The sequence below is a fragment of the Lactobacillus sp. ESL0791 genome (genome assembly GCF_029433255.1).
Lineage (GTDB): Bacteria > Bacillota > Bacilli > Lactobacillales > Lactobacillaceae > Lactobacillus.
Genome location: NZ_JAQTHU010000001.1, coordinates 1571556 through 1585214, shown reverse-complemented (window position 1 = coordinate 1585214; position 13659 = coordinate 1571556). Strand labels below are relative to the sequence as shown.

The 13659-nt window shown below is 30.9% G+C and carries 12 protein-coding genes and 1 pseudogene; 11 read left to right on the top strand and 2 right to left on the bottom strand.

Annotated elements, in window-relative coordinates:
• The first annotated feature begins 13 nt into the window (after nt 1-13).
• The 8 genes from PT285_RS07720 (at nt 14) to PT285_RS07685 (ending at nt 10083) form a co-directional block, all read left to right on the top strand.
• Nucleotides 14-1396: an AbiH family protein gene (locus PT285_RS07720; protein ID WP_277149348.1), complete on the top strand. Its 1383-nt coding sequence runs from the start codon at nt 14-16 to the stop codon at nt 1394-1396.
• On the top strand, nt 1396-2004 hold the full coding sequence (locus tag PT285_RS07715; protein WP_277149346.1) for a hypothetical protein: 609 nt from the start codon (nt 1396-1398) through the stop codon (nt 2002-2004). Before PT285_RS07720 ends, PT285_RS07715 begins: the two co-directional genes overlap by 1 nt.
• A complete protein-coding gene (locus PT285_RS07710; RefSeq protein ID WP_277149344.1) occupies nt 1998-2333 on the top strand; it encodes a hypothetical protein in 336 nt (111 codons plus the stop codon). Before PT285_RS07715 ends, PT285_RS07710 begins: the two co-directional genes overlap by 7 nt.
• Before the next feature lie 77 nt (nt 2334-2410).
• Nucleotides 2411-5071, top strand: a complete 2661-nt coding sequence (locus tag PT285_RS07705) for a DNA methyltransferase (protein WP_277149342.1) — start codon at nt 2411-2413, stop codon at nt 5069-5071.
• Between the two features lie 18 nt (nt 5072-5089).
• Nucleotides 5090-5815, top strand: a complete 726-nt coding sequence (locus PT285_RS07700) for a hypothetical protein (RefSeq protein ID WP_277149340.1) — start codon at nt 5090-5092, stop codon at nt 5813-5815.
• Nucleotides 5816-5825: 10 nt separating this feature from the next.
• Nucleotides 5826-7775 (top strand): DEAD/DEAH box helicase, encoded by a 1950-nt coding sequence (locus PT285_RS07695; RefSeq protein WP_277149338.1) that lies wholly within the window; start codon nt 5826-5828, stop codon nt 7773-7775.
• The gene (locus tag PT285_RS07690) at nt 7768-8964 is read left to right on the top strand and encodes a GIY-YIG nuclease family protein (RefSeq protein ID WP_277149336.1); all 1197 of its coding nucleotides are present in this window, start codon (nt 7768-7770) and stop codon (nt 8962-8964) included. Before PT285_RS07695 ends, PT285_RS07690 begins: the two co-directional genes overlap by 8 nt.
• Nucleotides 8965-9156: 192 nt before the next feature.
• Nucleotides 9157-10083 carry a hypothetical protein gene (locus PT285_RS07685; protein WP_277149335.1) on the top strand — a complete coding sequence of 309 codons (927 nt, stop codon included), beginning with the start codon at nt 9157-9159 and terminating at the stop codon, nt 10081-10083.
• 89 nt (nt 10084-10172) lie between these two features.
• On the opposite strand, the pseudogene PT285_RS07680 reads toward PT285_RS07685, so the two are convergent.
• Nucleotides 10173-10403, bottom strand: a pseudogene (locus tag PT285_RS07680) (transposase); the annotation flags it as partial.
• A gap of 24 nt (nt 10404-10427) precedes the next feature.
• On the opposite strand from PT285_RS07680, the gene PT285_RS07675 reads away from it, so the two are divergent.
• Complete coding sequence (locus tag PT285_RS07675; protein WP_277149333.1) at nt 10428-10751, top strand: hypothetical protein; 324 nt, start codon at nt 10428-10430, stop codon at nt 10749-10751.
• Nucleotides 10752-10793: 42 nt separating this feature from the next.
• Nucleotides 10794-11750 (top strand): HNH endonuclease family protein, encoded by a 957-nt coding sequence (locus PT285_RS07670; protein ID WP_277149332.1) that lies wholly within the window; start codon nt 10794-10796, stop codon nt 11748-11750.
• A 36-nt stretch (nt 11751-11786) separates the two neighbouring features.
• Here PT285_RS07670 and PT285_RS07665 read toward each other — a convergent pair whose 3' ends face one another.
• Nucleotides 11787-12548, bottom strand: coding sequence for a phospholipase D-like domain-containing protein (locus PT285_RS07665; protein ID WP_277149321.1), 762 nt, complete (start codon nt 12546-12548; stop codon nt 11787-11789).
• 415 nt (nt 12549-12963) lie between these two features.
• Here PT285_RS07665 and PT285_RS07660 point away from each other — a divergent pair, with 415 nt between their 5' ends.
• Nucleotides 12964-13602, top strand: a complete 639-nt coding sequence (locus PT285_RS07660; protein WP_277149319.1) for a 3-keto-L-gulonate-6-phosphate decarboxylase UlaD — start codon at nt 12964-12966, stop codon at nt 13600-13602.
• Nucleotides 13603-13659 lie beyond the last annotated feature (57 nt).

Here is a 13659-nt window from a genome sequence, read left to right as displayed (position 1 = left end):
ATTGAGGTAATGCATGAAACAAGTTTTAATAATTGGCAATGGCTTTGACTTGGCGTGTGGATTAAAAAGTAGTTATAGTGATTTCTTTGATTGGCGTTTTAAAGGATTGTTTAAAGTAATGACTGGCGAGTCTGAATTTGTTTGGTTAAAGCGTAAAGTTTTACAATTTAAAAAGGCAAACGAAGATAATTGGCTTGAATTCTTTGAAGATGAATTTTTATTTTTAATTGAGCAAAAAGTAGACTCATTAGAGAAAATGAATCAATTAAATGAATCAGTAGATATTCAGAAAAAATTATTAGATTGGTTTTCTTTCCAAAAAATCACAATCTGGGATTGTCTATTTTTACTTGCAAGATTTTATATAGCTGATGATCAATTAGTACAATGGACGGATATTGAAAATATAATTTATAACATTGTTTCTATTGCATTGGTAACTGACTTTAAGTCTAACTTGAAATATAGTAAAAAGGAAAAAACGATAAGTCATATAGATAAGTATTTTAACGAAGATGATGCACTTAATGCCTTAAGAGCGCCTTCAATTAAAAGTAAAGATACATTTATTCAATATGTTAAGCTGATGGTAGTTGCTCCTTCTAAAAGTAAAGAGGATATTGCTAATGCATTGCTTAATAGTTTGTATGAATTCGAAGATATATTTGCAGAGTTTATTAAATCTTGTGTTGATGATAAAAAAATTGGTATTTATAATTATAAAGAGTGTGCAAAAGATTTGGTTGCAGCCATACTAAAGACAGGAAGTGATGATACAATTCCCCCAAATTTATCGGTTGATGTTTTATCTTTTAATTATACGTTGTGCTATTTTAAAAATAAATATAAGAATAATTTTAAAATGAATTCTTGGCGTAATATTCATGGAGTAGCACAATATAAAGAAATTAATAAGCTTAAAGCACCTTTTGATAAAGTTAGTGCACCAATTTTTGGAATAGATAATCATGACATTCTTAATGACAAGATTGATAATGATTTAAGAATTATGTTTACTAAAGCATATCGATTAATAGATAATGATGTAAATAGCATCAATAACGATGCTGGTTATGGTTACAATAAAACTGATGTGATTACAGTTTATGGACATTCACTTGGGAAGGCAGATTATTCTTATTTTGAAACCATTTTTGACGAGAACAATTTGTATGATTCAAATACTAAGTTACAAGTATATTATCACGCTAAGCGTGACGAGAATAATATTGAAAGTAAACATAATTGTATAAATGCTGTTGTAAATTTACTTAATAATTATGGTCAATCACTTGGTGACGCCCATGGAGAAAATATTGTTAACAAAATGATTTTAGAAAATCGTTTAGAAGTGTTACCTAGTACAAATTTGAATATAAATTTTGGAGGCTTTTAATGAATGAAAATTTAAAACTATTTAAAGGTGGGAAATTAGAAATTACTCAAGATAAAAACTTATTTAATGAAAATATAAAAAAATTTGATAAACTTAAAAATAAAGTAACATGTGAAACTTCTGTTGATGAATTAAAAAATGAAGTAGAAAAATTGGCTGAAATTACAAATACTCCATTTCAATCTAGTAACGGATTAAATATGCGAATACAAACAAGACCATGTTTAACTTTAGCGTATACTTTAAAAAAAGGCTCTTTTTTATATCGATTGGTTTCGTTTCCTGTGGATAAAGAAATCACAACTAATTTATTTTCTATCCGTTCAAAAAAATGGAGTAAAAATAATAGATCATATGGTAGATTAAATTCTCCAGATGCACCAATGTTATATTTGTCGGCAAATCCAAAGACTGCCTATGATGAGGCAAATTTAATTAATGATCAATTAGTTTACATGGCAAAGTTTCAAGTAAAAAAAGATATCTTATTAAAGTCTATTTTTGTTAATGAAGATCCATATACTGGAAAAAAATTGATACAATGGGAATTTTCAATGCAAAAAAACATGAGAATGATTATTTTTATAATAGTGTTAAAAGAATGGTAGAAGAAACTTTTTATATACCAGACTTAAAGGATAATAATAATATATATAAATTGACATTGGCTGTTGCTAGAGCGTTCTTTGAATTGCATGTAGTAAAATCAGAAAAACCTAAAAAAGTTATAGAGTATAAAGGATGGATGTATCGATCAAGTGCTTCCAAACTTGGTATTAATTTTGCACTTAATAGAAATGGTGTTTCTGGGTTACGTTTAATTAAAGTAGGTCTCCTTGGCAATGCAATGTTAAAAGAAATATTTGTTCCTATAGGAAAAAAGAAAAAAATGAAAAGAATAGAGGTTAAACAGATAGAAAAAATAGAAAATTTTTAGAAGTAATGCCTTATACAAATTGTTACTAATATTAAATGTAACAGATATAATATTTTATACAGAAGTGGTGGCTGATAATGGCAATAACTGAAATAGAAGACAAACTTGCAGAAATCATAGGTAAGAATGATCATGCTAACTTTATCTATGATTTTTTAGGAATTTACGATATTCCTAAGGCAACAGTTACTAAGCTTCGTAAGGGAATTAATAACTTAGCCAAAGATCAAGGAGAAGTTTATTTAAAAAATAAGTTGTATTACAAGGTAATATCTATTGATGACGACTTAATGCAAGCTTATACAAATATTAAGGATAAAGTTGATCAATTGGGTTCTAAACCAAGATATATTATTGTAACTAATTTTGAGCATTTATTGGCTTGTGATACTAAAACAAAGGATACATTAGATATACCATTTAAGCAGTTACCACAAAAATTTGAATTTTTTTTGGCTTGGAATGGTATTGAAAAAGCTGACTTTGATAAGGAAAATCCTGCTGATATTCGGGCAGCAGAACGATTTGCAAAATTATATGATGTGATTGTGAAAGATAATCCTAAAGCCACTAAAGAAGGATTAGACTTATTTTTAATTAGACTATTATTTTGTCTATTTGCTGAAGATACAAATATTTTTCCTAAGAATTTGTTTACTAATCGAATTAAAGAGTTAACTAAAGATGATGGTAGTGATCTTGATGATTTTGTTAATCAATTATTTAGTGTATTAAATTATCCAAAATCAAGGCGTTCAAAAGAGATACCAAGTTGGTTAAATGACTTTCCATATGTTGATGGTGATTTATTTAAAGCAAGCCATGAATCGTTAACATTCACTAGGAAGTCTCGTAAGTTAATTGTTGATGCTGGAGAACTACTTGAATGGGATCAGATTAACCCTGATATTCTTGGTTCAATGATTCAAGCAGTAGCAAGTGAGGATAATAGAAGTCATTTAGGAATGCACTATACCTCTGTTCCTAATATTATGAAAGTTATAAAACCACTGTTTCTTGACGATTTAAGAAAATCATTTGAAGAAGCAAAGGGTGATGAACAAAAATTGCAAGAGCTATATGACAGAATAGGTCATATCAAGTTTATGGATCCTGCATGTGGTTCTGGCAATTTCCTAATTATTACTTATAAAGAATTGCGACAATTAGAAATTGATATTATTAAAGAATTAAATAATATGGGAATTTCTACAATGTACATTCCTTCGGTTACTTTAGATCAATTTTATGGAATTGAAATTGACGATTTTGCCTGTGATGTAACTCGACTATCATTATGGATAGCTGAACATCAGATGAATGTGAAGTTACATGAAGAAATTAAAGATGCAGTTCGTCCTACACTACCTTTGCAACATGCTGGTGCAATTGTTTGTGGCAATGCACTTAGATTGGATTGGAATAAAATATTGCCGCATAAAACTGATGATGAGGTGTACTTGTTTGGAAATCCGCCATATTTAGGATCAAGCATTCAAAGCAAGGAGCAGAAAAAGGATCTTAACATAGCCACAAACAATTGTAAGGGAATGAGCTCTATGGATTATGTATGTGGTTGGTTTATAAAAGCATTTAAATATATTAACTATAATAATAGCAAATTTGCATTTGTTACTACTAATTCAATTTGTCAGGGTGCACAAGTATCTCTTTTGTGGCCAATAATGTTGCGATATAAAGAAAAAATATTTTTCGCTGACAATGCATTTCGTTGGAATAATAATGCAAGAAACAATGCAGCAGTAATTGTTGCAATTATAGGTGTAGACAATGCACACGTCGTGGAAAATAAATTTATTTATAATCAAGATAAAAAATTATTAGTTCAAAATATTTCACCATATCTTACAAACTCTGAAAATATTTTTATAAAGAAGAAATTTAAAAGTGATACTTTACCAGAAATGCTTTTAGGATCTAAGCCGACAGATGGTGGATTTTTGATATTAAGTGAAAGTGAATTTAAGAATGTAAGTTTTGAAGTAAAAAAATATGTAAAAATATTTTTGAGCTCAGCTGAATTAATTAGAGGAGGGAAAAGGTATTGCTTATGGCTATATAACAAAGATAATGGCTTTGAAAAAATTAAATATATTACTGATAAAATGGATTTAGTTAAAAACTTTCGCTTGAAAAGTAAGAAAAAAGCAACTAGATTACTTTCAGCTCATCCAGAACTTTTTGGAGAAGTAAGGTGGAAAAAAAGTGATTTTACAATTTTGCTTCCAGCTGTTTCTTCTGAAAATAGATATTACGTTCCGATGATTATAGTTGGCGAAAATGTAGTATCTTCAAATGGAAATTATTGTATATATGAAGGATCTTTTTGGCTTTTTGGACTTTTAGAATCTAGAATGCATATGACTTGGATGAAAGCTGTTTGTGGTAGGTTAGGAACAAGTTACAGGTATTCAGCAACCTTAGTTTATAATACTTTTCCTGTACCAAATATTTCTACTAGAAGAAAAAATGAAATAAAAGATAAAGTTTATGAAATTTTGGATATTCGAGAAGAAGAAGGTGGAACATTAGCTGATTTATATGGTTCACCACTAGCTGCTAAAAATCCTAAACCTATGAATGCTAGGCTACTGAAAGCACATCAAGAATTAGATCAGATTGTAGATAGAGCATACAGTGATCATGACTTTAAAGATGATAATGAACGATTAAGTTTATTACTTAAAATGTATCAAGAAAAAGTAGCTAAAAAATAATTTTCGGGAGAAACTGGAATGGAAAATGAAAATTTTGATTTTGCTTTAGTTGATGAGATTCAAGATAGGTTGGCTAATACTCTTTCGGCAAATCGAATTATTAGTTTACTGAAATTGTTTGCAAATGATTATGGGTTAGATAATCTTCCAATTTGGATTAGGTATTCTACGGAGGATTCGTATGAAAATAAATTAGAAATTTTATCAGATAATTTAACTTCAATGTATAGTAGTCAAATTGTAGATTTTTTACTTGGGGTGAGAAGTTGTACTGAAGTAAAGTCTGACGCAGTTCTTCTTCAAAAAATCAATCAGCTTGATGAAAATTATGATGAAAAATCGTCTCGTTTTAAAATGTCTCAATTATTACTGGATTATCCTAAAGATATTCAAGAAGTTTGGTCTAAATGTTATTCATTATTTGATAATGGTAATAATAGAGAAGCTCTAGATTCGGCTAGATTGACAATTGAATTATTAATTAAGTATCTTGTGAAAAATGACAAATCATTGGAAAATCAAACTAATAATTTAGGAAATTGGCTAAAAGAACATAATTGCGATATTGAAATCAGAAATTTGTTGATTCGTAGTTTGGATATTTATAGTAAAATTCAAAATCATAATGTAAAACATATTAATAATAGTAAAGCTATAGATAATTTAGATGGATCCGAAAATCGATTTATTATGAATCTAAGTTATACAATTTTAAAATTCTTAATTGATTGTGATAAAAAATAGGATATAAGTCATGAAAAATAAAGATGTAGTTTCAATAAATTATCATCAAACTGGCAAAAGTACCAGTACTGATGAATTAGGTATGCGTGAAATGCAGGCTCGTGTGTATCAACACCGAAATTCAAAGTATATTTTGGTTAAGGCACCACCTGCTTCTGGTAAATCCCGTGCTTTGATGTTTGTTGCATTAGATAAACTGGCTAATCAAGGAATAAAAAAAGTGATAGTTGCTGTACCAGAACGTTCAATTGGTCGATCTTTTAAAGATACTAATCTTACTGCTCAAGGATTTTATGAAGATTGGAAAGTTGATTCTGAGTATGATTTAACCTTACCTGGTGGGGATGCTGGTAAAGTTAAAAAATTAATTAAATTTCTAAGTTCTGATAACAGCAAAATTTTGATTTGTACACATGCAACTTTACGTTTTGCTTATGAAAAAATAGCGGATGATCATAAATTCGATAATACTTTAATTGCTATTGATGAATTTCACCATGTTTCTTCAGAAGATAGTTCGGTTTTAGGCAATGCGTTAAAGAATATTATGCATAATTCTTCTGCTCATATTTTGGCCATGACAGGTTCCTATTTTAGAGGAGACTCAGCTCCGATTCTCTCTCCAGAAGATGAGCAAGAATTTGATAAGATTAATTATACATATTATGAGCAACTCGATGGCTATAAATATTTAAAGTCATTTGGCATTGATTATAAGTTTTATCAAGGAATATATTTAGATGCATTAGATGAAGCATTGGATACAACTAAAAAGACAATAATTCATATTCCTAGTGTTAATTCTGGTGAATCAACTAAAGATAAGTATGATGAAGTTGACGAAATTATTGATGCGATAGGAATAATAATTAATCGGGATGAAAATACTGGTATTTATACGGTAAAGGCTAAGACGACAGGCAAAATTTTAAAAGTAGCAGATTTAGTTAATGAAGATGGTCGTGACAAAGTTCAAGAGTATCTGAGAACTTTGAGTAGACCAGATGACTTAGATATTATTATTGCTCTTAATTTAGCAAAAGAGGGTTTTGATTGGCCCTGGGCTGAGCAAGCTCTCACAATTGGTTATCGCCGGTCGTTAACTGAAATTGTTCAAATTATTGGAAGAGTTACGCGTGATAGTTCGAATAAGACTCATGCACAATTTACTAATATGATTGAGCAGCCTGATGCTAAAAATAGTGATGTTCAGTATGCAGTTAATCAGATTCTTAAAGCAATTACAGCTTCCTTATTAATGGAGCAAGTTTTGGCACCAGAAATTCATTTGAAGAGACGTAAGCATCCTCACCAAAAAGCTGAAAATGGTGCAGATATTATTATTGGTGGCTTTAAAGAACCATCGACACCACGTGTTGTAAGTATTATTGAAAATGATATGCCTGATTTAAAAGCTGCAGTTCTGCAGGATGATAAGGTAAAAGAAGGAATTGCAGTAAATACTTCTGCTGAAACAATGAACAAGGTTCTTATTCCTAAAGTCATTATGAAGCGTTATCCAGATTTATCTAACGAAGAGGTGGATGAAGTTCGTCAGCATGTCGTAGCAGACACTGTCTTACGTCATGCTAAAGTGGATCAGACTCAAGATAGTCAAGGTAACACTAATCAATTTCTGCGAATGGCGGACAAATTTATTAATGTTGATGATTTGGACATTAACTTAATAGATAAGATTAATCCGTTTCAGCGTGCTTATGATGTAATGTCTCAAAATATTGATTCGGAAACATTACGTGTTATTGAACGCTCAATTGATGCTCATAAATATGATTTTGATAATGATGAATTAGTTTACTTATATAATAAAGCAAAAGAATTTGTTGCCAAAAATAATCGAAAGCCTGATAAAAATTCAAAAGATGATTTAGAGGTCAGAATGGCATATGCGTTAGCAAAATTAGCAGATTTGAAGGCAAGAAGGATACAAAATGACTAAAAATTTGCTTCGTTCATTGGATGATATATTTAATGATTCAGATTTTGATAAATTAGTTTTATCTAAGCCTAAAAAAGAAGAAGTTACTTATGATCCAAAAATTGAGGATTTTATAGAGCTTGAAGATTGGGTTGCTAAATATAACAGGGAACCTGAAAAAACAAAAGATGTATCAAGGTTGAATGAACGAAAGTTGGCAAGTCGATTGGCCGGAATTCGTGGAGATGAGGAACGTATTGCATTCTTGAAGCCTTATGACAAGCAGGGGTTGTTAAAAAATAATTCTTCTCAAAATGTTCGTACTCAAATAAAAAAAGAAAAGCAAACATTTAACAGTTTAGATGAGATTCTTAATGATGATTCTGTATTATTTTCTGATAGTCGGAGTTCAGGCAATCAAAAACTATTTGATACTAAAAAATTGAATGAAGTAAAACGTGAACGAGAAAATGAACCAGATAGAATTTCTCAACGAAAAACAATGGAAGAATTTTCTAAATTTAAACAATTATTTAAGCAATTGCAAGCTGATATTTCTTCTGGTAAAAGGCAATTGTTGCCTTTTAGAAATAATGAATTAGTTGAACATGGTTTTTATGTATTGAACGGTCAACTTCTCTATATAGAATCTATTGGAGATGAATTTGAAGAACATAATAAAAGTAATAGGCGAACAAATGCTCGACTTCATGTAATATACGATAACGGAACTGAAAACTTTCCTTTACGAAATGGATTGATGGCTTCTCTTTATGGACGTCACGGTAAAGTAATAACTGAACCTGATGACACTTTTAAGTTTACTTCGGATGATCATGTTACAGGTTATGTTTACATTTTAGAATCGAAAAGTAATAATGCTGTTGTTAAACAAATTCAAGCAAATCATTCTCTTTATAAAGTAGGATTTACAAGTGGATCGGTACAAAAGCGAATTGCTAATGCTGAAAATGAATCAACATACCTTTATGCTCCAGTAAAAATTGTGGAGGAGATAAAAATTGTCAATCTTAATCCTGAATCTCTAGAAACTGCGATTCATCATGCTCTTAGTGAATATCGTTTAAATGTTGAAATTCCCGCACCAAATGGAAAAATGATTCAACCAAGAGAATGGTTTGTGATCGATCTTATAACTATTGAAGACGTAGTTAATCAAATAATTTCTAAGTTAAGAATAGCAGATTGATAACTGAAAAGAAAATTCTGAATTTATAATTTTCAAAATTGAATATTGTTAGTATAAGTGCTATACTGTAAATACGAACGTTCGATAAAATCACCTGATAACACTTTATAATTGTTAATTGAACACAATGCACATTAAAACACATATATTTATAATAAATTAAGCAAAAAAGTTCAGATAAGGAGGCTGGCGATGAAGATAATAAAAAAACATATAAGAAAAGTTGAAAATTATTTATCTGATATGAATCAAGATTCTAAATTTATTTTAGGTGTTAGATTAAACTCAAGAGTATCGAATATAATTTTTAGTCAATTTGATTCACTAAATGATAATAAATTGTTTATTCCTAAACCATATATAGGTAAAATTTCTCAGCGAAATACTATTGGAGAATTTGTACCTGATAAAAGTAAGCCAAAGGAAATAGCTTATAGAGCACATGAATGGACTTTAAAAGACTGGGGTGGAAACTGGCATTCGGGGATAAGCGAAGATCCATATAAAAGATATCCTAGAATATTTAAAAAACCAAAAAATTTAAAATTTAGGTATATTAGCGAAAAAAACATAAAACTTTTCATTATTGATAAAAAATTTATAAATAATAAAAAGGAGTATGACGATATAAAATTTGCAATTAATTTATTTCTCGAAATATTTGCTGAAGTTGAAACTTTTGTAATTAATCAAGAATCTCAAAAAATAGAACCGATTAAAGAAACAGTTAGTTGGAAGATCCTTCCAAAGGGAGAAAGGATTTGGGAAGTGACAGTTAAGGGAAAAAGTCACAAACTTGTTTCTAAAAGCGAAAGTAAGAAAATAAATGAGAGATTTGAATATATAAAAAGATTTAAGCCTGATACAATTTATCAAGGGTTGGGAGGGTATACTGGATATTTAGTATTTGAATTCAAAAAAGAAAAGATTTATGTATTTGATTCTGTAATGTATGGTAATGCAACTTATATTTTTAATAAAGTATGGAAAGAGGTTTCAAAGCTGACAAAAAAGGAAATATTAGAAGGTCATTTAGAAGAGAAAAGGATTATTCATTCAAACAATTGGAAAAATAAATTAAAAGATACGTTAGAAAAAGAAAATATTATTTTACAATAATTTTAATAACAAACTCTTTTAATAATCAAAATAAGAATGGCTCTCCGTCAAGTGCTGTTGATGAAAAATTATATTTAGTTTTAAATGCTTTAAGCAATCTTGCTTAAAGTGTTTTCTTTTAGCACACTATTTTTTGATTCCAGCATAATTTTGGTTACCAGATTATCAAAGTTTCGATAGCCATATGCAGTCCGCTTTATCTGCTTAATCTTGCGGTTAGTTCCCTCAACACAGCCATTGGCATAATTAGAGCTTGCGGCATTCAGAACGGCCGTCTGATTGCGTTTGAAGGTTTTAATCGTAGTCTTCATTTGTCCGCCTCTGATTTAGTGCGTAATTTTTTATTGATGGGATTAAACCCTAATGAACAAAAGCGGCTTTACCAGGAATACTGGTTGAAGATTGAAGCATTTTTCTCAACCAAAATATTTACGGAATTTTTACGTCATTACCTTATTATGAAATTGCATCAAGTCGTTAATCAAAATCGGGTGTATGACACATACAAAAATTTTTATTATCATAGTAAATTAAATCCAGCCGCGGCTTTAACCGATTTGAACAAGTTTGCAATGTTCTACAATCAACTTTTGCATGCTGCAACAAGTTCTAAAAAGCTGAACAGGCTTCTGCTGCACATTAATGTGATGGATAGCAGGGTTATCTAGCCTTATTTACTAAAACTATTGGACTTATTAGCAAGTCAGCAATTGTCCAGCGAGGAGGTTATTAATCAAGTCAAGGTTTTGGAAAATTATTTATTCCGCCTTAAAATTTGTCAAAGACCGACAAATGGTTTAAACAGGATTATTGCTGCATTGTGCTCAACAGCAGGAAATAGCATTGCAAAAGAGTATCAACTTTTAAGCGGGACTTTTCCGCGTGATCGTCTATTTAGGGAAAGCCTTCAAAAGACGAATTTATATAAATTGCGTAATAATCTGACAAAGCTTGCGCTGGTTTCACTGGAAGAAAAGCGGACTAAGGAAACCATTGATTTTGAAGATGCTCAGGTTGAGCACATTATGCCGCAGCATTTGACGGCAGATTGGCGTTTGCAAGTGAAAAATGCAGATATCGTTAATGAACGTTTGGGTGGTACCCTAGGTAATTTAACTTTAACCAAATATAATCAAGAGCTAAGCAATCAAGTTTTTGCGAAAAAGAAAGCTTATTATAAAAATTCAAATATTACTTTGACACGAGACGTTGCTCGTAATTTTTCTGAATGGGATGCTAATGCAATCACAGCACGGTCTAAAGAACTGAATGACGAACTTATTAAGATTTTTCCTAAACCTGATTTTGATAAGCAGAATACTAGGGAAATTGCAGGTGAGTACAGTATTGCTGATGAGGTCAGCGCTACCGGAACAAAACCGAGAGTAATGGTAGTGGGCGATACAAAGCAAGCAGTTAAGACATGGAAAGGTGCCTTGATTAGTTTGCTTAATGCTTTGTGGGATATGGATAGTAGCAATATCATATCTGTAAAAAACGATCCGGTTTTAAATAAGAAGCTCTTTTCAAGCTCACGCCATTTATCTGGGCTAAAAAATGGGATGCAAATTGAAACAAACTATTCCGCAAATGATATTTTGGCAATTATGACTAAGGTCACTGAAGTATGTGGTATGACCGATCAAGTGAGTTATATAATTAAATAATTTATTCTAATTTTGGGGCTACAGCTCACTACTTAATTAATATCCCTTCTTATACTTTCCTTTACTTACAAATTCAATTAATCCGATATCTCTCAAGTTTTGCAAAGTTTGTCTAATTTTGGCTTCAACATTATGATTATCAGGATAGATTTGTTTGAGTGAAGACTTGTAGTTATAAACTTCTTGCAAGGTAAACTCATCTTTAGTAATTTTTTCATTAATAATTTGAAACACTAGTGCATTCCAACCAGTCAATTGCCGGAGCAGATCCGTACCTAGTGTTTTTTGTTTTGCCTTTGCAGCATTATATTTAGCCTTGATTTTGTTAGCTAGTAAATCTGTTTGCTCAAGATTTTCTATGGTTACTAAACCTGTCAGTTCATCTGCTTTTAGAGTCGTAATTACTTGGTCAAGTTGCCTTATCAAATTTGGCTCATCAAATAAGACACTTGCTTCGTAGTTATGATGAAGACCGCCATTTGTGAGATTAGCAGAAGTTACAATTCCGAATTTTTGATCAAAGAGATACATTTTGGCATGAAGATTGGTGCGATTGTATGTTATTCCATTCATCTTTAGGCAGTATTTAATTGCTTGTAAGTCTGTCGCGCCTGCAATAGCGTTATGAACCGTCATGCTGGTCACCAATTCAATGCTGGTTTTCTTAGATTTCACCTGACCGATTTCACGGAAAATATTTTCTTTTAAATACGGTGAAACAAGCTGAATGCTGGATTGAGCATTGCTGCATGATTGCATAAATTGATGGTAAATGTGATCATTGGAAATAGTTATCATGATGAACCTCAACTGAAATAATGAACTTTTTAAAGGTTATTATACATTATTTGACTGGTAAAATTAGATGGGTAAAAGGTAAGTGTAAGTTCGTTTAAACTGAAATGTGGAATTTTGAAAGATTCTTTATTTCAAAAGCGAAACCTAACTTTGATAGTAGGACCGAAGAAGATTTTAAGTCTTTATCGGTCTTATTTTTATGCACTTAATATTGAAAATAACTAGCACCTGATGTGAGAAGCTAGTGTTCGGGCTTAATATTAGTCTCTACAATGGTGTTTTAAACCTGTAAATGCATTATAAACTAAAGATGTCGGAGCTGAGAGTATGAAATTTTAACTATAACTGATAAAGCTAAAAATAAGATTTCAGACATTTCAACTAGTTTTATAGTTTAAAAACAAAGGAGATAAATATGGTAGTTCCAAAATTGCAAATTGCATTAGATAGCGATAGTACTGCAGAAGCTATTAGTGTTTTAAATAAAGTTAAGGATCTGATTGATGTTGTAGAGACTGGCACTATTCTTATTTGCCGTGATGGCCTAAATGCTGTCAGAGATTTACGCGCTATGGCTCCAGATAAGATAGTTTTAGCAGACGTGAAATGTGCAGATGCTGGGACAAAATTTGGCAAATCCTGTAAAGATGCTGGTGCAGATTGGATGACTTGTATTAATGCTGCAACGGTACCTACAATGAGTAACGCTCAAAAGGAAATAGAAGTTCAAGTAGAGCTTTATGAGGGTTGGGATGATAAAGATAGAATGCAAGAATGGCTTGATCATGGAATTCATCAAGTTGTTTATCACCAAAGTCGTGATGCTAAATTTGCAGGTCAAAAGTGGTCTGAAAAAGACGTTGAAAATGTTAAAAATTTAATTCAAATGGGCTTTAAAGTTTCCGTTACTGGTGGCGTTCATCCCGAAATTCTTAAGTTATTTAAGGGCGTTCCTGTTTATACTTTTATTGCTGGACGAGCAATTAGGGGAGCCGAAGACCCTCGCGCCGTTGCCAAACAATTTAAGGATGAAATTAATAGGATTTGGGCTTAATTTGTAATCAAAAGGGTACTAATGAATTATGTTCATTTTTATCCTTTTATTTTTAAT